The organism is Ectopseudomonas composti (assembly GCF_001567565.1).
In the GTDB taxonomy this organism is placed as follows: Bacteria; Pseudomonadota; Gammaproteobacteria; order Pseudomonadales; family Pseudomonadaceae; genus Aquipseudomonas; species Aquipseudomonas composti_A.
This window is the reverse complement of the sequence record NZ_LSSW01000002.1, coordinates 137,940-156,431: the sequence shown is the minus strand read 5'-3', so window position 1 is coordinate 156,431 and position 18,492 is coordinate 137,940. Positions and strand designations below refer to the sequence as shown.

The 18,492-nt window shown below is 64.5% G+C and carries 23 protein-coding genes; 14 read left to right on the top strand and 9 right to left on the bottom strand.

The window, feature by feature from the left end:
- Window positions 1-16: 16 nt before the first annotated feature.
- Window positions 17-763 (bottom strand): LytR/AlgR family response regulator transcription factor, encoded by a 747-nt coding sequence (locus tag PCLY_RS00770; protein WP_013713492.1) that lies wholly within the window; start codon window positions 761-763, stop codon window positions 17-19.
- On the bottom strand, window positions 760-1,842 hold the full coding sequence (locus PCLY_RS00765) for a sensor histidine kinase (RefSeq protein ID WP_061237336.1): 1,083 nt from the start codon (window positions 1,840-1,842) through the stop codon (window positions 760-762). The genes PCLY_RS00770 and PCLY_RS00765 overlap by 4 nt, the downstream gene beginning before the upstream one ends.
- A gap of 385 nt (window positions 1,843-2,227) precedes the next feature.
- On the opposite strand from PCLY_RS00765, the gene argH reads away from it, so the two are divergent.
- The 8 genes from argH to PCLY_RS00725 all read left to right on the top strand — a co-directional run bounded on the left by argH (window position 2,228) and on the right by PCLY_RS00725 (window position 9,663).
- Complete coding sequence (argH, locus tag PCLY_RS00760; protein WP_061237335.1) at window positions 2,228-3,622, top strand: argininosuccinate lyase; 1,395 nt, start codon at window positions 2,228-2,230, stop codon at window positions 3,620-3,622.
- A gap of 37 nt (window positions 3,623-3,659) precedes the next feature.
- A complete protein-coding gene (locus tag PCLY_RS00755) occupies window positions 3,660-3,902 on the top strand; it encodes a hypothetical protein (RefSeq protein WP_061237334.1) in 243 nt (80 codons plus the stop codon).
- A gap of 19 nt (window positions 3,903-3,921) precedes the next feature.
- Window positions 3,922-4,407, top strand: coding sequence for a GNAT family N-acetyltransferase (locus PCLY_RS00750; protein WP_061237333.1), 486 nt, complete (start codon window positions 3,922-3,924; stop codon window positions 4,405-4,407).
- Between the two features lie 67 nt (window positions 4,408-4,474).
- Complete coding sequence (locus tag PCLY_RS00745) at window positions 4,475-5,227, top strand: endo alpha-1,4 polygalactosaminidase (RefSeq protein WP_231740081.1); 753 nt, start codon at window positions 4,475-4,477, stop codon at window positions 5,225-5,227.
- 27 nt (window positions 5,228-5,254) lie between these two features.
- Window positions 5,255-5,530 (top strand): hypothetical protein, encoded by a 276-nt coding sequence (locus PCLY_RS00740; protein ID WP_061237332.1) that lies wholly within the window; start codon window positions 5,255-5,257, stop codon window positions 5,528-5,530.
- Window positions 5,531-5,616: 86 nt separating this feature from the next.
- Window positions 5,617-6,435 (top strand): substrate-binding periplasmic protein, encoded by an 819-nt coding sequence (locus tag PCLY_RS00735; RefSeq protein WP_061237331.1) that lies wholly within the window; start codon window positions 5,617-5,619, stop codon window positions 6,433-6,435.
- Window positions 6,432-6,686, top strand: a complete 255-nt coding sequence (locus PCLY_RS00730; protein ID WP_061237330.1) for a TIGR02647 family protein — start codon at window positions 6,432-6,434, stop codon at window positions 6,684-6,686. Before PCLY_RS00735 ends, PCLY_RS00730 begins: the two co-directional genes overlap by 4 nt.
- A gap of 118 nt (window positions 6,687-6,804) precedes the next feature.
- Window positions 6,805-9,663, top strand: coding sequence for a class I adenylate cyclase (locus PCLY_RS00725; protein ID WP_061237329.1), 2,859 nt, complete (start codon window positions 6,805-6,807; stop codon window positions 9,661-9,663).
- On the opposite strand, the gene PCLY_RS00720 is transcribed toward PCLY_RS00725, so the two are convergent.
- The 5 genes from PCLY_RS00720 to PCLY_RS00700 all read right to left on the bottom strand — a co-directional run bounded on the left by PCLY_RS00720 (window position 9,660) and on the right by PCLY_RS00700 (window position 12,670).
- Complete coding sequence (locus PCLY_RS00720) at window positions 9,660-10,460, bottom strand: lipase family protein (RefSeq protein ID WP_061237328.1); 801 nt, start codon at window positions 10,458-10,460, stop codon at window positions 9,660-9,662. The genes PCLY_RS00725 and PCLY_RS00720 overlap by 4 nt on opposite strands.
- A 57-nt stretch (window positions 10,461-10,517) precedes the next feature.
- Window positions 10,518-10,925 (bottom strand): nucleoside diphosphate kinase regulator, encoded by a 408-nt coding sequence (gene rnk / locus PCLY_RS00715; RefSeq protein WP_061237327.1) that lies wholly within the window; start codon window positions 10,923-10,925, stop codon window positions 10,518-10,520.
- A 117-nt stretch (window positions 10,926-11,042) separates the two neighbouring features.
- Window positions 11,043-11,240 (bottom strand): DUF1289 domain-containing protein, encoded by a 198-nt coding sequence (locus PCLY_RS00710; RefSeq protein WP_061237326.1) that lies wholly within the window; start codon window positions 11,238-11,240, stop codon window positions 11,043-11,045.
- Entirely contained in the window at window positions 11,230-11,562 is a 333-nt protein-coding gene (gene cyaY, locus PCLY_RS00705) for an iron donor protein CyaY (RefSeq protein ID WP_061237325.1), read from the bottom strand. The genes PCLY_RS00710 and cyaY overlap by 11 nt, the downstream gene beginning before the upstream one ends.
- 70 nt (window positions 11,563-11,632) lie before the next feature.
- Complete coding sequence (locus tag PCLY_RS00700; protein WP_061237324.1) at window positions 11,633-12,670, bottom strand: AraC family transcriptional regulator; 1,038 nt, start codon at window positions 12,668-12,670, stop codon at window positions 11,633-11,635.
- Window positions 12,671-12,840: 170 nt separating this feature from the next.
- Between PCLY_RS00700 and lptM the strand changes: the two genes are divergently transcribed.
- The 6 genes from lptM to PCLY_RS00670 are packed head-to-tail and all read left to right on the top strand — an operon-like array spanning window position 12,841 to window position 17,421.
- Window positions 12,841-12,966 (top strand): LPS translocon maturation chaperone LptM, encoded by a 126-nt coding sequence (lptM, locus tag PCLY_RS00695; RefSeq protein ID WP_017361215.1) that lies wholly within the window; start codon window positions 12,841-12,843, stop codon window positions 12,964-12,966.
- Window positions 12,967-12,979: 13 nt separating this feature from the next.
- Window positions 12,980-14,227: a diaminopimelate decarboxylase gene (gene lysA / locus PCLY_RS00690; RefSeq protein ID WP_061237323.1), complete on the top strand. Its 1,248-nt coding sequence runs from the start codon at window positions 12,980-12,982 to the stop codon at window positions 14,225-14,227.
- 10 nt (window positions 14,228-14,237) lie between these two features.
- Window positions 14,238-15,068 (top strand): diaminopimelate epimerase, encoded by an 831-nt coding sequence (dapF, locus tag PCLY_RS00685; RefSeq protein ID WP_061237322.1) that lies wholly within the window; start codon window positions 14,238-14,240, stop codon window positions 15,066-15,068.
- Window positions 15,065-15,763 carry a DUF484 family protein gene (locus tag PCLY_RS00680; protein ID WP_061237321.1) on the top strand — a complete coding sequence of 233 codons (699 nt, stop codon included), beginning with the start codon at window positions 15,065-15,067 and terminating at the stop codon, window positions 15,761-15,763. Before dapF ends, PCLY_RS00680 begins: the two co-directional genes overlap by 4 nt.
- A 57-nt stretch (window positions 15,764-15,820) precedes the next feature.
- Window positions 15,821-16,723 (top strand): tyrosine recombinase XerC, encoded by a 903-nt coding sequence (xerC, locus tag PCLY_RS00675; protein ID WP_061237320.1) that lies wholly within the window; start codon window positions 15,821-15,823, stop codon window positions 16,721-16,723.
- Entirely contained in the window at window positions 16,720-17,421 is a 702-nt protein-coding gene (locus PCLY_RS00670) for an HAD family hydrolase (RefSeq protein WP_061237319.1), read from the top strand. The genes xerC and PCLY_RS00670 overlap by 4 nt, the downstream gene beginning before the upstream one ends.
- A 190-nt stretch (window positions 17,422-17,611) precedes the next feature.
- Here the strand turns inward: PCLY_RS00670 and sutA are convergent, their stop codons facing one another.
- Window positions 17,612-17,935: a transcriptional regulator SutA gene (gene sutA / locus PCLY_RS00665; RefSeq protein ID WP_061237318.1), complete on the bottom strand. Its 324-nt coding sequence runs from the start codon at window positions 17,933-17,935 to the stop codon at window positions 17,612-17,614.
- Window positions 17,936-18,012: 77 nt separating this feature from the next.
- Window positions 18,013-18,438, bottom strand: a complete 426-nt coding sequence (locus tag PCLY_RS00660; protein ID WP_061237317.1) for a secondary thiamine-phosphate synthase enzyme YjbQ — start codon at window positions 18,436-18,438, stop codon at window positions 18,013-18,015.
- Window positions 18,439-18,492 lie beyond the last annotated feature (54 nt).

Here is an 18,492-nt window from a genome sequence, read left to right as displayed (position 1 = left end):
CGCGCAGGACAGGGCGTCAGAGTGACTGCATCAACTTGCGCACACCGGCCACGTGACGCCGACTGACCACCAGCGAATCGCCTTCCAGCCCCTTGAGGAACAGTTGAAAATGCCCGAGCGGCGTGCGCTGCAGGCGCTCGATGCGCTCACGCGCGACCAGCGCATTGCGATGGATGCGCACGAAGCGGTCACCGAATTCGTCTTCCAGCGCCTTGAGCGGCTCGTCCAACAGGACTTCACCGCCCTCGTGGCGCAGGGTGACGTACTTGTGGTCGGCAATGAAATAGACCACATGATCCAGCGGAATCAGCTCGATCCCCTTGCGGGTACGCGCACTGATATGGGTGCGTGGGCCGCCGCCGGTTTCAGCCGCAGGCCGGGTCAGTGCCGCCAGCTGTACACGGTTGGGTCGCTCGGCCTTCTTCAGCGCCTCACTGAGGCTTTCGGGGCGCACCGGTTTGACCAGGTAGCCCACCGCACTGACCTGGAAAGCTTCCAGGGCGAACTCGTCGTGGGCCGTGCAAAAGATCACCGCTGGCGGCGCTTCACGCTCGCACAGTTTGGCAGCGACCTGCAGGCCATCAAGCCCGGGCATGCGGATATCAAGCAGGACCACGTCCGGCTTGAGGCTATCGATCAGGGTCAGAGCTTCCTCGCCATTGCTGGCGGCGGGCTCCAGGACCCGGTAACCCTCGAGCTCACCGACCATGCGGCTCAGGCGCTCGCGGGCGAGGGGTTCGTCATCGACGATCAGGACATTCATATTGCTCTGGCTTCCTGCGTGAGTCTCGCACAAGGATAGCGTAGACAGCTGTAATGACGGCCGTCACGGCGCTCCACGCTGAGACTCGCGCGCGGCCCAAAAAGTGCCGCCAGGCGCGCATCGATATTACTCAGCGCTTGGTGCGTTCCCCGCGACGGGTGCTGCTCGCCCCGCTCTTCATACGGATTGCTGACACACAAGCTGAACACACCATCCTGGTAATCCGCTTCGACCCGCACCAGGCCACCTTCGATACGTGGCGCGATGCCATAGATCAGCGCATTCTCCAACAGAGGCTGCAAGGTCAGCTGGGGAATCGGTAGATCCTCCGGCACACCTTCGACCTCCCACTGCAACTGTAGTCGCTCGCCGAGCCGATAGTGCTCGATCGACAGATATCGTTTCGCCAGTTCCAGTTCCTCCTTCCACGGCACCAACGTGCCAGGTTTGGCCAGGCTGGCGCGAAACAGATCGGACAGATCCAACACCGCCTGCTCAGCCTTGTACGGATCGAGCGTGACCAGACTGGCGATGCTGTTGAGGCTGTTGAACAGGAAATGCGGCCGAATCCGCGCCTGCAACGATTCGATGCGCGCTCGCAGCTCGGCCTGCTCCTGCCGACGCCATTGGCTCTGCAGATAGAAATAGCGTAGCAGCAGTGCGGACATGATCAGGCTGATCAGCGCATGACGCAGATAAAGATTCACCTCACCACTGCGCGGCAGCGGCCCACCGAGGTCGTAATAGTCGGCCACGGCCGTACAACTCAGGGTCAGCAGTACCACCAGCGCAGAGCATAGACAGCCGGCCAACGCCGGGCGCAAACGCGCCAGCACAGGTCGCAGGCGACAGAGCACGGCAGCCGACAGCAGCACGATCCACTGCACGAACAACGAGGTCAGGGCCAGGCGCACCCAGTCGAAACCCGGCGTCATGGGCTCGGCGAGGACCAGCACCAATACCAGCAGCTCGGCCATCAGCACCATGCTCAGCAGGGCTTCAGGCTGGCACAGTTCAGGGACGAAGAAGTCGTCGACGGTGGCCTTGGGTTTGTTCTTGGCAAAGGATTGTGTGTGCATCGACGCAGTTTCCGTGTCGCCCTGCTGGCCGGCAAGCCAGACAGCTCCGGCCGGACAAAATAAAGCACCGAAATGCCACCTTCACGATAGATTTGTGAAGTAGCCGACACCACCGCGCCCTGCCCGACGGCGAACGCGGCGCGGCGAAACGCCTGCCGACCCTGTTATTATCGACGCACTTTGTCCGCCATGCCGGCCGCCGAACAGGCCGTGTGAAAACGTCGCGAGCGAAGGCCAGGCAAAAACAGGCGAAGAAAGCTCGGAGTCGCGCTCGACTCTCCAAGTGGTAAATGAGCATTCCGCGCCTGTTTTAACGCCGCATGGCCGAGCGCAGCAGTTTTCACACGGTTCGAGAAAGTGGCCTGCCCGATCCCGAGCCCAAATCATGAGCAGCGAAAAAACCAACCAATCCTGGGGCGGCCGCTTCAGCGAGCCCGTCGACGCCTTCGTCGCCCGTTTCACCGCCTCGGTCGAATTCGACAAGCGCCTCTATCGTCACGACATCATGGGCTCCATCGCCCACGCCAGCATGCTGGCCAAGGTCGGCGTGCTCACCGACGCCGAGCGTGACGCGATCATCGACGGTCTGAAACAGATTCAGGCCGAGATCGAAGCCGGTCAGTTCGACTGGCGCGTCGATCTGGAAGACGTGCACATGAACATCGAGGCGCGCCTGACCGACCGCATCGGCGTCACCGGCAAGAAACTGCACACCGGCCGCTCGCGCAACGACCAGGTGGCCACCGACATCCGCCTGTGGCTGCGTGACGAAATCGACCTGATCCTCGCCGAGATCACCCGCCTGCAGCAGGGCCTGCTCGGCCTGGCCGAAGCCGAGGCGGACACCATCATGCCCGGCTTCACCCACCTGCAGACCGCGCAGCCGGTGACCTTCGGCCACCATCTGCTGGCCTGGTTCGAGATGCTGTCGCGCGATCACGAGCGCCTGGTCGACTGCCGCAAGCGCACCAACCGCATGCCGCTGGGCTCGGCCGCACTGGCCGGCACCACCTACCCGATCGCCCGTGAAATCACCGCCGAACTGCTGGGCTTCGATGCCGTGGGCGGCAACTCGCTGGACGGCGTGTCGGATCGCGACTTCGCCATCGAATTCTGCGCCGCCGCCTCGCTGGCGATGATGCACCTGTCGCGCTTCTCCGAAGAGCTGGTGCTGTGGACATCCGCGCAGTTCCAGTTCATCGACCTGCCGGATCGTTTCTGCACCGGCAGCTCGATCATGCCGCAGAAGAAGAACCCCGACGTACCCGAGCTGGTACGCGGCAAGACCGGCCGCGTATTCGGCGCCCTGACCGGCCTGCTGACCCTGATGAAGGGCCAGCCGCTGGCGTACAACAAGGACAACCAGGAAGACAAGGAGCCGCTGTTCGACGCCGCCGACACCCTGCGCGACAGCCTGCGCGCCTTCGCCGACATGGTCCCGGCGATCAAGCCCAAGCGCGAGATCATGCGCGAGGCGGCCCTGCGTGGCTTCTCCACCGCCACCGACCTGGCCGACTACCTGGTGCGCAAGGGCCTGCCGTTCCGCGACTGCCACGAGATCGTCGGCCACGCGGTGAAATACGGCGTCGACAGCGGCAAGGACCTGGCCGAGATGAGCCTGGACGAGCTGCGCCAGTTCAGCGATCAGATCGAGCAGGACGTGTTCGCCGTACTGACCCTGGAAGGCTCGGTCAACGCTCGCGACCATATCGGCGGTACCGCACCGAATCAGGTGCGCGCTGCAGTGGTACGAGGCCGCGAACTGCTGGCCGCTCGCTGAGCGACGCCAGAGGAATCATCAGGGAAAAGGAATTCCCATGGCCGAATTGTTATTGCGTGGCTTGGCGCTACTCGCCGAAATCGTACTCGAGGTGGTCGTCGGCTACGTCCTGTACATCACCGGCTGGCTGGCCCTGCGCCTGCTGACGCTGGGGCGCTACCCGAACCTGCCATTGCGCGTGGACGATCCGCTGGGTTCGCGCGCGGCCTGGGTCGCTGCATTCGGTTTCTTCTGCCTGGTGGGCTTGCCGCTCGCCTGGCTGACCATCACATATAGCTGACACCTCGATGAGCGATCACATGCCCCTCACCATCCGCCCCGCCACCCCTGACGACGCCGAGCTGATCCTGCGCTTGATCACCGAGCTGGCCATCTATGAGAAGGCCGAGCACGAGGTGAAGACCGATGCCGCCGGCATCCGTGACAGCCTGTTCGCCGAGGACAGCAGCGCTCATGGCCTGATCTGCGAGCGCGATGGCCAGGCCATCGGCTATGCGGTGTACTTCTTCAACTACTCCACCTGGCTGGGCAAGCACGGTCTGTACCTCGAGGACCTCTACGTCAGCCCCGAGGCCCGTGGCCTGGGCGCCGGCAAGGCCCTGCTGCGCCACCTTGCGCAACTGGCCGTGGCGCGCGGCTGCGGTCGTTTCGAATGGTCGGTGCTGGACTGGAACACCCCGGCCATCGAGTTCTACGAATCCTTCGGCGCCCGTCCGCAGAGCGAATGGACCACCTATCGCCTGACCGGTCAGGCGTTGCTGGATTTCGCGGCCAGTTCACAGTAACCCGCTGGCTGTGGGCCTACCCCTGGCCTATGGTGATTACAGTTTCCGCCACGGAGTGCAGAACATCATGCGTACCCTTATCGCCCTGATCAGCATCCTCGCCCCTGCACTAGCCCCGGCGAGCCCTATCCCCATTCCTGCCAATGCCTCCTGGCACATGCAGCTCGACGGCAAGTTGCAGACGCCCAATCGACAGGTCTACGACATCGACCTGTACGACACACCGACGCAAACCATCACCGCGCTCAAGGGCGGCGGCCGCATCGTGATCTGCTATTTCAGCGCCGGCACCTGGGAAGACTGGCGCAGCGATGCCGCCAGCTATCCGCAGGAAGCCTTGGGCAAGGAGCTGGCGGACTGGCCGGGCGAACGCTGGCTGGACTATCGCCGCGACGACGTACGCCAGTTGCTCGCCAAACGCCTGGACCTGGCCGTCGCCAAGGGCTGCGACGGCGTCGACCCGGACAACGTGGATGGCTACAGCAACGACAACGGCCTCGACCTGACCCCGGAGCAGCAGATCGACTTCAATCGCTGGCTGGCCGAACAGGCGCGCAGCCGCAACCTGAATGTCGGACTGAAGAATGCCGTGGAACTGCTCCCTGCGCTCGGCGAGCATTTCGACTTCGCCATCAACGAAAGCTGCTACCGCTACAAGGAATGCGACGGCTACGACCACATGCGCAGCCAGGGCAAAGCCATCTTCATCGCCGAATATCGCACCTTCAGCGACAAACTTTGCAAGCAGGCCGCGGCTTCAGGCTTCCGCCTGCAGTACTTCAAGCGCAGCCTCAAGACCGTCGGCATCCCCTGCGACTGAATCTGCCAACCCACACCGAGAGGCACCATGAGCGACAACAGCGAACACGAAGACGAGGCCTTCGCCGAGGCCACTCTGGTCCAGGCCATCGAGAACCAATTGCAGAGCGGTGAACCCGCTGCCGCCCAGGCGGTGTACAACAAGCTGACGCTGGTGGGCTACGAGCGCGAGGAGATTCTCGAGCTCATGGCCCTGGTACTCGCCCATGAAGTCGACGCCATGCTGCGTGATGATCGCCCCTTCGACGGCGCCTGGTATGAACAGGCCCTGCGTGCCCTGCCGGAGCTGCCGGAAGAAAACTGAAGGTGGATTGACCCAGGCCACTGGTCGTATTGGCAGGCAGATTGCTACTGTCACAGCCAACCCCGACCCAGAAGGTACCGCCTTCGATGGCCTGTACGCTGCCTAGACTCATCGCTGTGCTGGTCTGCGCACTCTGGCTGTGCGCAGTTGGCAGTGCGCAAGCGGACACGCCGCGTATCGGTGCCGAGGACGCCTGGTACCCCTACACGGCCTGGCGAAATGGCCGCATCGAGGGCATGTCGGCCGATATCGTCCGCGCCGCCTTCAGCGCCAGCGGCGCATCCGTAGAGCTGGCGCCCTACCCCTACTCACGCTGTATGGAGCTAACGCGCTCTGGCACTCTGGCGGGCTGCTTCAATACCACGCCCGATACGAAGATCCGCGCAGCGTTTCTGCTACCGCAGGAGGTCCTGTTCAGCGACGACATCCTGCTCTGGGGGCGCACAGGCGCGGACGCGATCGATGACCTGGACAGCATTCGCGGCAAACGCGTGGCGGTCACCATCGGTTACACCTATGGCGAATACTTCGACGGCTATGCAGATATCCAGCGCATCCCGGTGCGGCGCGATATCAATGGCTTTCTCATGCTGCAGCGTGACCGCGTGGACTACGTCATCGCCTTTCGCGGTACCACCGAGGCGCTGCTGCGCGACAATCCCAAGCTGGCCGGCCAGTTCAAAGCCGTGGCCAGGGTGCATCGCCCGCAGCTCTACCTGACCTTCTCCCGCCACCACCCACAGGCCGAGGCCCTGCTGCGCGACTTCGACGCGGGCATGCGGCAGATCCGGCAAAACGGCACGTACCAAAGAATTCTCGCCAACTGGCAACTCACCGATGGGCAGAGCCCTGTGCATGGCTCTACACTGCAAGAGCGCCACAACAACAAGATGGAGTCACCATGAAGTCATTCACCGCTGACCTGATCGACGAGCTGGAAATCCTCGCCCTGTACAACCTGGACAATCATCAGGAAGGGCTGAAGGTGCATAACAACGCTTCATTCAAGGCACAGGGCGCCATTACTCGCCTCCACGAAAAAGGCCTGGTGAGCCAGGCTGATGGCGGTTATCTGACCAGCCTGGGCATCGATGCGGCCGAGCACGCGCAAGCGCTGCTGACCATCCTCTCGGCTCGCCAGCCCACCCCCGCTTAATCTCAGTCGCCCGCCGGCCGTCCTTAAGGGATAGGCGCGGCGGGCGATATAGCGTCAAGGCACTGCACTGGCGAGCACGCCGCTGATAGGCTTGCAGCATTCGCAGTTGAGTTCGAGCATGACGCGCACCCTGGAAATACGCCCCGATATCGATGACGGCATCGACCGCAAGGTGCTGGCGCAGCTGCGTGCCCGTTTCCTGCAGATCAATCAGGGTCGCCTGCAGCGGGCCATGGAGGCGCTGTCCACGCGCCAGCAGCTGGTCCTCAAGCTGTTGCCGCTGCTGCTGCATGTCAACCACCCGCTGTTGCCCGGCTACGTCTCGGCCAGCACCCCGGCCGGCCTCAGCGGCTTCGAGCCGGACGATGCCAGCCTCGCCGAAGTCCAGCGCCTGACCCGCTCCTTCGTCTACAAGCCACGCCGTGGTCAGGGCGCCGCGCCCCTGCATGGCCTGTTCCTGATGGGCAGCCTGGGCACCGTGGCGCAGGCCGAACAGAGCGATATGGACCTGTGGCTGTGCCACTCGCCCAATTTCACCGCGCAGGAACTGCGAGACCTGCGCAAGAAGTGCGACCAGCTGGAAAGCTGGGCCGCCACCCAGGGCGCCGAGGTGCATGTCTTTCTGGTCGACCCGCAGCGCTTCACTAAAGGCGCACGCGAGGCGCAGCTGACCTCGGACGACTGCGGCACCACCCAGCACTATCTGTTGCTCGACGAGTTCTACCGCACCGCCATCTGGCTTGGCGGCCGCACGCCGATCTGGTGGCTGGTACCGGTATACGAGGAGGCGCGCTACCACGACTACTGCCGCACCCTGCTGAGCAAGCGCTTCGTGCGCGCCGAGGACGTACTCGACCTCGGCAACCTGGCGCGCATCCCACCGGAAGAGTTCATCGGCGCCGGCATGTGGCAGCTGTACAAGGGCATCGAGTCACCCTACAAATCCGCGCTCAAGCTGCTGCTCACCGAGGTCTACGCCAGCGAACATCCCAAGGTCGAGTGCCTGGCGCTGCGTTTCAAGCAGGCGGTGTTCGAGGGCCGACTGGATCTGGACGAGCTCGACCCCTACATCGTCGTCTACCGCCGCCTGGAGGAATACCTGAGCGCACGGGGTGACCACGAACGACTCGAGTTGATCCGCCGCTGCCTGTACCTCAAGGTCAACAAGAAGATCAGCCGTCCGCCGACACGCGGTCGCAGCAAGAGCTGGCAGCGCCTGCTGCTGGAGCGTCTGACGGCGGACTGGGGCTGGCAGGCCCGGCAACTCAACGTGCTCGACAGCCGCAGCCAGTGGAAGGTGCGCCAGGTCGCGGCCGAGCGCCGCGTGCTGGTCAACGAGCTGACCTACAGCTATCGCTTTCTTTCCCAATTCGCCCGCAGCGCCGAGGCCGGCAGTTCGCTGAACAACCGTGACCTCAACGTGCTGGGCCGCCGCCTGTACGCCGCCTTCGAACGCAAGGCGGGCAAGGTGGAGTTCATCAACCCCGGCATTGCCCCGGATCTGGCCGAAGACACCCTGACCCTGGTCCAGCACCCCAGCCCCGAGGCGCCCAGCGAATACCAGTGGGCCCTGTTCAATGGCAGCCTGGGCGCGCAGGAATGGAGCGATTTCGCCCCGCTCAAACGTTCGCGCGAACTGATCGAGCTGCTCGCCTGGTGCCACCGCAACGGCGTGATCGACAGCAGCACGCGCCTGTCGCTGCACCCGGGCAGCAGTGACCTCACCGACTTCGAACTGCTGAACCTGATCGCCAGCCTGCAGCAAGGCTTCCCCTTGCCGCAGCCCAGCGTCGCAGAGGCCGCCCTGCTGCGCGCCAGCATTCCCAGCCAGGTGCTGCTGCTGGTCAATGTCGGGGTCGACCCGCTCAAGCAGCACAGCCAGATGAACGTGCACATGACCTCCGGGCGCACCGATGCACTGGGCTATTCCGGTGTACGTGAAAACCTGGTGCTGACCCTGGATCAGGTCGTGCTCAACAGCTGGAACGAGTTGCAGGTCAGCCGCTATGACGGCCACGACGCCCTGCTCGACTGCCTGCGCGATCTGCTCAACAGCCTGCCTGCCGGCGGCCCGCAGCCCAAGGTGCAGGTGCGCTGCTACTGCCGCAACCGCGCGCAACCGATTGCCGAGCGCGTCGACGAACTGCTGCGAGACCTGCTCGCCACCTATGCCGAAGGGCGCCAGTCACGCTATCTGGTGCAGGTGCGCCAGCATTACCACGTGCTGCAGCTGACACCCGGCCAGGTCAGCCACGCGGTTCTCGGGGATATGCCGGCGCTGCTCGCGCACCTTGGCGCCGAGCAGGGCCTCTACAGCCCGCTGCATTTGGATCGCCATGCGCTCGATGGCGACGACCTGGCGCTGATCCTGCCCATGGGCCGGCCGCAGTGCATTCAGCTGTTCTATCGCCTGCACGAAACCAGTGGCGAGGCCGAACTGACCCTGCTCGATGAACACAACGCGCTCTGGCGTCGGCGCCTGCCGTTTCGTGACGAGCAGAGCCTGCTGACACCCATCCAGCGCTTCCTGCAATCGTTGCTGTACAGGCGCAACGCGATACTGCCGCTCGATGGTCAGGACAACGAGCCGCCACTGGAAATCCTCTACTACCAGCTGCTGCCAGATGCCCCCTTGCGCGCCCAGCGCCTCGAGCGCCGGCCGCCGCCCGAGGCGCAGGTCAGCCACCCGTTCTATGACGTGCAGGCCATTGTCGAACCCGGTGACGGTCGCCAGCGCCACGTCACGCTGTACTGCAACCATCGCGAATTCTCCGAACTGGAGTACGGCCGCGAACTGTATCGGGCCGTGGCTCAGCACATCCTCGCCCAGCGAGCCGGCGGTGAACGCTACCCCTGCTATATCACCGACCTCGACCTGTCTGCCGTGCTGGCCGGCCAACAGGCGCAGACCGTGCACTACCTGCGCTACAAGAGCGAACTGGAAGATGCGCTCAATGCAGCGCTGCAGCAGGTCTAGCCCTTCATCGGCGCCTGCGGATTGTTCAGCGCATAGAGGTAGCAGTCGCCCATGCTGTGGTTGGCGGCGACACCGCCGTAGCTGGCAGTGAAGGTCACTGGCAAGCCCAGGTGCTGATAGAACCAGCGATCACTGTCCGCCGGCGGTACCTCGGGCACCAGGTCGCTGTCGTTGACCAGCCGGTATGTCGGCACGGCCAGTTCGTTGTAGTAGTTGGCGAACGCCGGGGAAGCCAGACGCGGGCTGGCAAAGTTGTAATGCTGCAGCGCCAGCGCAGGCCAGCGCTGCAACAGATCGGGCACCGCCAGCGTGCTCAGGGCGCTGCCCAGACTGTGACCACAGACCCAGAGCCGAGCCTGCGGCTGCAGGTCGTCCAGTGCCAGCAGGGCCTGGTCACGCAACGATGTGTAGAGTTTCAGAAAGCCGTCATGCACCAGACCGGCTTCGGCCTGCCAGGGGTAGTCGCGCTGGTCCAGGTCGAGGTCATCGAGCCAGTCCTGCACCGACTCGGTGCCGCGAAACACCAGGTAGCAATCGCCCTGCGGGTCACGGGCGGCGAAGCCAAAGGGCTCGGACTCGTTGAGCACATACCACTCGCTGAGCACACTCCAGATTGGCGCGGAGAGCTGCCAGCCCTCCAGCTCAGGCTGTTGCCAATGAAAGTGCCCGGGCACGCGCGGGCGCTGCTGCGCCAGCCATTGTTCGTACTGGTCGTAGGCAGCCATCAGCAGCTCGGCGCAGAGCAAGGCGCGCGGCAGTTGGTAGGACGGCGGGAAATACAGCGGCAGACTGGACATGGCGGGGCCTCCTTGCCATTGGCGAAAGCCTCACTCTAGCCCAGCCTGGGAAAGGCGTCAGCGGTCGTATTCGCCTGCGGCTTCCGGCTGGTACTCGACTTCCAGCAGGGTCAACTTGAGCTGCTTTCCGCCCGGCGCAGACCAGTCGATGTGCTGGCCGACGGACAGGCCGAGCAAGGCGCTGCCGACTGGCGCGAGAATGCTGACCTTGCCTTCACCACCGGCATCCTGCGGGTAGACCAGGGTCAGGTGATAGTCCTTGCCGCTGCTTTCCTCGCGGCAGTGTACCCGCGAATTCATGGTCACCACCCCTGCCGGCACCTCGTCGTGCCCCACCACTTCGGCACGATCCAGCTCGGCCTGCAGCGCCTCGGCGCCAGGGCCGAACTCGTCCAGGCTGTCGAGCAGGCGCTCCAGGCGCTGCAGATCGAGGCGGGTAATGGTGATGGTAGGTGTGCTGTTCATGATGCCGGGCGATCTCCTCGCTTGAGCCATAAAAAGCAAAACCCCGCCCGAAGGCGGGGTTCAGCTGAATGTCTTGTCGACCCTAACACAGCCGGACAAATAAACAAGACCGCCCGGTCAACGGCCCTGCTGGCGGTGTTGCAAACGCTGCTGCGCCGCCTGGCAGATCACGCGGCGCTGCGCATTGTCGGCCTTACCCCAGTCGAGAATCTCCTGCAGGGTACGCCCACAGCCGAGGCACTGGTCGTGCTCGTCCAGACAGCACTGGCGCCGGCATGGCGAGGCCAGCAGCGCCTCGTCCGGCTCAGAGCTCATCGAACTCCAGCTCGGTGCCGCACTGCTCGAGGGTGATACGCACCAGCATCTCACCCAGTTGCTCGTCACTGGTATCACAGATCCAGCGACCATCGGCCTCGTCGTAATCGAAGTGGAAACCACCGGAGCGCGCCGCCAGCCACAGCTGACGAATCGGCTCCTGACGGCTGAAGATCAGCTGGCTGCCATTGTCGAAGCGCACCGTGAGCACACCGGCGCTGTTTTCCAGATCGACGTCCAGACCGCTGTCGTCGAAGATGTCCTCCACCGCCTGCTGGGTGGCATCGACCAGGTCGTGAAAGCGGGCTTCGCTCAGGCTCATCGGGGTGTCCTCACAAGTTGCAGCAACTGCAGAAAAAATTGGCGTTGAACGCCAGGCCAGAATAACTGGCCTAGGCGCAAAGGTGGCGACGGTACTCGCCCGGACTCGCTCCCGTCCAGCGACGAAATGCGCGCGCCAGTGAACCCGGCTCGCTGAAACCAACCAAAAAGGCGATTTCCGCCAGCTCCAGCGCCGGGTCGCGCAGGTAATGCAGCACCAGCTGCTGACGCGTCTCGTCGACCAGTTGGCTGAACGACAGCCCTGCCTCACGCAAACGTCGCTGCAAGGTTCGCGGGCTCAGCGCCAGGGCCACAGCGATGGCCTCCAGGTCCGGTCCTTGCTCCGGCAACTGACGGGCCAGTTCCAGGCGCGCGCGATCGAGCACGCTGTTGCCCCGGTTGAGTTCGGCCAGCAGGCGATCAGCATAGGCATCGAGCATGCCGCGCACCTGTGCATCGGCCTGGTTCAGCGGCACCGCCAACAGACGTTTGGGAAAGATCAGGGCATTGTCGGACTGATCGAACAGCACCGGACACCGAAAGATACGCGCGTGCTCCGAGGTGTCGGCCGGCGCCGAATGCTGGAAACGCACCTCGGTCGGCGCAATGTCCAGGCCGCTGATCCAACGCCCGAAGCTGACCCAGCCGGCCAGGGTTTCCTCGCTCAGTTGCCGCTGCTGCTGCGCCAGCAATGGCTGCCAGCTGTGGGCGACCAGCGCTTCGCAGCCAGGCCGCGCGGGCTCATCGTCGAGCACCACCAGCCCCAGATTGCCGACCAGCGAGGCATAGCGCGCCTGGCGATGCAGCGCATCGGCCAGGGTCGCGCAACTCATGATCAGGTAACCGAGCACGCCGTAGTAACCCGGCCGTACCGACTCCCCCAGGTGCAGCCCGAGACACTGATCACCCGTCAGGCGCACGCCTTCGCCCAGCAGCGTCAGGTAAGCACTCGCCGCGACACGCTGGTCGCGCTGGCTCAGCACTTCAGGGCCGAGCTGGGCGTGGGCGAGCAACGCCTCGGGGGCGAGCCCCTGGCGCTGCAGGTGTTCGATCAGACCTTGCAGGTAGGCCACCGAGACCGAACCGGCCAGAATCGCGGGATTGTCCATCGAGGCTCCTCGTTACTCGCCGCATGCTAACCCAAGCCAGCACGAATGCCTCCGATGCGCAGACGCAGATCGAGCCAGCGCCCCGCCAGGCGGGCGCCTGGCGCATAGGCAAGGTGGCAGGGGGTCGGTATACTCCGGCGCAATTCACGCTTATTTTCAAGGACCGTCCCATGAAGCGACTGACCCTCGCGCTCCTCGCCGCCGTTTGCCTGCTGGCCGGCTGCGGTCAGAAAGGCCCGCTGTACCTGCCGGGCGATGACAACGCCGGCAACAGCCGAGACCGTTTCGAACTCTGACAGGAGCTGCCCCATGGAAGCCTTCAACTACCGCGACGGCGAGCTGTTCGCGGAAGGCGTTGCCTTGTCTGCGCTGGCTCAGCGCTTCGGCACGCCCACCTACGTTTATTCCCGCGCCCACATCGAGGGCCAGTACCGCGCCTATGCCGATGCCCTGGCCGGCATGCCTCATCTGGTCTGCTTCGCGGTCAAAGCCAACTCCAACATCGGCGTACTGAACGTTCTGGCACGCCTCGGCGCCGGTTTCGACATCGTTTCCAGCGGTGAGCTGGAGCGCGTCCTGGCCGCTGGCGGCGAGCCGCAGCGCATCGTCTTCTCCGGCGTCGGCAAGAGCCGCGACGACATGCGCCGCGCGCTGGAAGTCGGCGTGCACTGCTTCAACGTCGAGTCCAGCGTCGAGCTGGAGCGCCTGCAGAAGGTCGCCGCCGAACTGGGCGTCAAGGCGCCGGTCTCGCTGCGCGTCAACCCGGACGTGGACGCCGGCACTCACCCGTACATTTCCACCGGTCTCAAGGAAAACAAGTTCGGCATCGACATCGAGCAGGCCGAGGCGGTTTACGCCCGCGCTGCCGAACTGCCGAACCTGGAAGTGATCGGCGTCGACTGCCATATCGGTTCGCAGCTGACCACCCTCGAGCCCTTCCTCGATGCGCTGGATCGCCTGCTGCTGCTGGTCGACAAGCTGGCCGCGCGCGGCATCATCATCAAGCACCTGGACCTCGGTGGCGGCCTCGGCGTGCAATACCGCGACGAACAGCCACCGCTGGCCGGCGACTACATCGCCGCCGTGCGCAAGCGCCTGGCCGGTCGCGACCTGTCGCTGGTGTTCGAGCCAGGCCGTTTCATCGTCGCCAATGCCGGCGTGCTGCTGACCCAGGTCGAATACCTCAAGCACACCGAGCACAAGGATTTCGCCGTCATCGATGCGGCGATGAACGATCTGATCCGTCCTGCCCTCTACCAGGCCTGGATGGACGTGTCGCCGGTGCAGCCACGTCAAGGCGAAGCGCGTAACTACGACTTGGTCGGACCGATCTGCGAGACCGGCGACTTCCTCGCCAAGGATCGTCAACTGGTGCTGGAAGAAGGCGACCTGCTGGCCGTGCGTTCGGCCGGCGCCTACGGCTTCGTCATGAGCTCCAACTACAACACCCGCGGCCGCGCCGCCGAGGTGCTGGTCGATGGCGAGCAGGCGTATGAAGTGCGTCGTCGCGAGACCGTCCAAGAGCTCTACGCTGGCGAAAGCCTGCTGCCGGCCTGAGGGCGACGTCATGCTATTGCGCTTTACCAAGATGCACGGCCTGGGCAATGACTTCATGGTTCTCGACCTGATCAGTCAGCACGCCCACGTGCAGCCCAAGCACGCCAAGCAGTGGGGCGACCGCCACACCGGCGTCGGCTTCGATCAGTTGCTGATCGTCGAGCCGCCGAGCCACCCGGACGTCGACTTCCGTTACCGCATCTTCAACTCCGACGGTTCGGAAGTGGAGCAGTGCGGCAACGGCGCGCGTTGCTTCGCGCGCTTCGTGCTGGACAAGCGTCTGACCACCAAGAAGGTCATTCGCGTCGAGACCAAGAGCGGCATCATCGAGCTGCGCGTGCAGAACGACGGGCAGGTCTGCGTCAACATGGGCGCACCGCGCCTGCAGCCGGAACAGGTGCCGTTCCAGGCCGAACAGGCGGCGTTGAACTATCGCGTCGAGGTCGACGGCCAGGGCGTCGAGCTGGCTGCGCTGTCAATGGGCAACCCCCACGCCGTGCTGCGCGTCGACAGCGTCGACAACGCCCCGGTGCATACGCTCGGGCCGAAGCTGGAACACCATCCGCGCTTCCCGCAGCGGGTCAACGTCGGCTTCCTGCAGGTGCAGAACCGCAAGCAGGCGCGTCTGCGCGTGTGGGAGCGTGGTGCCGGTGAAACCCAGGCCTGCGGCACCGGCGCCTGCGCCGCAGCCGTGGCAGCGATTCGTCAGGGCTGGATGGATTCGCCCGTGCAACTGGAGCTGCCGGGCGGCAAACTGTCCATCGAATGGGCAGGCGAAGGTCAGCCGGTTATGATGACCGGCCCCGCTGCCCGCGTATACGAAGGACAGGTTCGCCTATGACCGACCAGCAGGATTCGCCCAAGCCGCTCGACTCGGAGACGGTCGCCGCCTATCTGCGCCTGCATCCGGAATTCTTCATCGACCACGATGAACTGATTCCCGAGCTGCGCATTCCACATCAGCGCGGCGATACCGTGTCGCTGGTCGAGCGCCAGGTCAAGCTGCTGCGCGAGCGCAACATCGAGATGCGCCATCGCCTCGGCCAACTGATGGACGTGGCGCGCGACAACGACCGCCTGTTCGACAAGACCCGGCGCCTGGTACTCGACCTGCTTGATGCCGGCAGCCTGGAAGAAGTGGTTGGCATTGTCGAAGACAGCCTGCGCCACGAGTTCCAGGTGCCTTTCGTCGGCCTGATCCTGTTCAGCGATAACAAGCTGCCGGTCGGGCGCTCGGTCAGCTCCGCCGAAGCCCATCAACAGGTCGGCGGTCTGCTCAGTGGCGGTAAGACCATCTGCGGCGTGCTACGCCCGCACGAGCTGGAATTCCTGTTCGGCAAGGAAGACGCCGCGCAGGTCGGTTCTGCCGCCGTGGTCAGCCTCAATCATCAGGGCCTGCATGGCATTCTCGCCATCGGCAGTGTCGATCCGCAGCACTACAAGAGCTCGCTGGGTACGCTGTTCCTCGGCTACATCGCCGAAGTCCTGGCGCGTGTTCTGCCCAGCTTCGCCACACCGCTGCGTTCGGTACGCTAGGTCGTGCAGGGTGGATGACCAAGCTCATCCACCCTCGACCTGCTCGGAATCCGGCACGTGAAACTTGAAACCCATCTCGATGCCTACCTCGAACACCTGCGCCGCGAGCGCCAGGTGTCGGTGCATACCCTCGACGGCTATCGCCGCGATCTGGGCAAGCTGCTGGCATTCTGCGAGGCCGAAGGCCTGAGCGACTGGGCCGCGCTGGATACACGCAACCTGCGCCGCCTGGTCGCCCGCCTGCATCAGCAGGGCCTGTCCAGCCGCAGCCTGGCACGCCTGCTCTCGGCCACCCGTGGCCTCTATCAATACCTGCTGCGTGAAGGCCTGTGCCGCCACGACCCGGCCACCGGCCTCAGCCCGCCGAAGCGCGAACGACGCCTGCCGCGCACCCTGGACGCCGACCGCAGTGCGCAACTGCTCGACGGCGCGGTGGAGGACGACTTCATCGCCCGCCGCGACCAGGCCATGCTCGAGCTGTTCTACTCCTCAGGCCTGCGCCTTTCCGAGCTGGTTGGGCTGGACCTCGAGGGTCTGGACCTGCCTGCCGGCCTGGTACGCGTGCGCGGCAAGGGCAACAAGGTGCGCGAGCTGCCGGTCGGCAGCCAGGCGCGCGAAGCGCTGGAACGCTGGCTGCCACTGCGCAAACTGGCCAACCCCGCCGACGGCGCCGTATTCATCAGCCAGCAAGGCCGACGCCTCGGGCCGCGTGCGGTACAGCTACGCGTGCGCCAGGCGGGCGTGCGCGAGCTGGGTCAGCACCTGCATCCGCACATGCTGCGCCACAGTTTCGCCAGCCACATGCTGGAATCCTCGCAGGATCTACGCGCGGTGCAGGAGCTGCTCGGCCATGCCGACATCGCCACCACGCAGATCTACACCCACCTGGACTTCCAGCACCTGGCCAATGTCTATGACCAGGCCCACCCCAGGGCCAAACGCAAAGGCGGTTCCGAATGAGCATTGAACTGATCACCTTCGACCTCGACGACACGCTGTGGGACGTCACGCCGGTGATACAGGACGCCGAAGCGGCGCTACGCAACTGGCTGGCCTTGCATGCGCCGCGCCTGGGTGCGGTACCGATCGAGCACCTGTGGGCCGTGCGCAGCCGCCTGCTCGACGCCGAGCCGATGCTCAAGCATCGCCTCAGCGAGCTGCGTCGACGCATTCTGTTTCATGCCCTGGAAGACGCCGGCTACCCGCACAGCGAGGCACAGGCGCTGGCCGAAGCCGGATTCCAGGTATTTCTCAGCGCCCGCCATCAGGTCGCCCTGTTCGCCGAGGTGCACCCGACGCTGGAGGCACTGGCCGAGCGCTTCATGCTTGGCGTGATCACCAACGGCAACGCCGATGTGCGCCGCCTGGGCCTGTCTGAGTATTTCCGCTTCGCCCTGTGCGCAGAAGAGCTGGGCATCGGCAAACCCGACCCCAAGCCCTTCCGTGAAGCGCTCAGCCGCGCCGGGGGCGTGGCGGCCGCGCGTGCCGTGCATATCGGCGATCACCCCAGTGACGACATTGCCGGCGCCCAGGCGGCCGGCATGCGCGCCATCTGGTTCAACCCGCAAGGGCGAGCCTGGGAGGGCGAAACGACACCAGACGCGCAGATCGGCAGCCTGGCCGAGTTGCCCGCGCTGCTGGGTAGCTGGACGCGTTAGCGCCCGCAGGGTGCGCCATGCGCACCACCTGATACACGACAAGACCGGTGCGCACGGCGCACCCTACGCGACACCGCATCACTGAGGGAGCAATTCCTGACGTCGCACAGAGACAGCCCGAAGGTTGGCAACCGGGATGGCAGGCACAAAAAACCCGCCGCAGGGGCGGGTTCCTTGCAGCGAGCCGTCCTTAGATAGGGCGGCTGCCGTATTTGCTGTCGGGCTTCTTGGGTGGGTCGGCGACCACATTGGGCTCCACCTCCTGCACCTTGCCGCCACGGGAGAGAAACTCCTCCATGGCCTTGGCCAGAGCATCACGCTCCTTCTGCTTGGCTTCGACGCTGGGCATCTCGTCGACTTCAACGGCTTTGGCCTTGCTCTTCTTGCCGCTGGCTACGGCCTCGCCATCGCTTTCGTCGTCGCCACTGTCACCGTCATCGGCAGCAGCCAGCTCCTCTCCCTCGTCCTCGTCAGCCCCATCCAGATCGTCTTGTTCCAGGTCTTCGTCGCTCATGTTCAACCTCATGACTTGCGAAAAGCAGGTTAGTTATAGCCCAGTCGCGCGATGTGCACCGCACCACTGGAAAAAAATCAAATAGCCTCGCCATGCAGGGTCGCCACCACTCGCCGAGCACCGCCATGATCGCGATGCTCACCGAGATAGATGCCCTGCCAGGTCCCGAGTGCCAGCTGCCCATGCTGTATCGGCAGCTGAAGCTGAAAGCCCAGCAGGCTGCCCTTGAAGTGTGCCGGCAAATCATCCGGCCCTTCGTAATCGTGTTCGTAGCCCGCCTCACCCTGCGGCACCAGACGGTTGAAGAAACGCTCGAAATCGCGGCGTACCGCGGGATCTGCGTTCTCGTTCACCGTCAGCGACGCCGAGGTGTGCTGCAGCCACAGATGCAACAGACCGACACGCACCTGCGCCAGTTCCGGCAATGCAGCCAGCACCTCCTCGGTCACCAGATGAAAACCGCGCTCACGCGGACGCAGGCTGATGATGCGTTGCTGCCACATGCCGTTCTCACTCTCGATGGCTCCAGCGCGCGCATTCTAGCGCGCTGCCAGAAA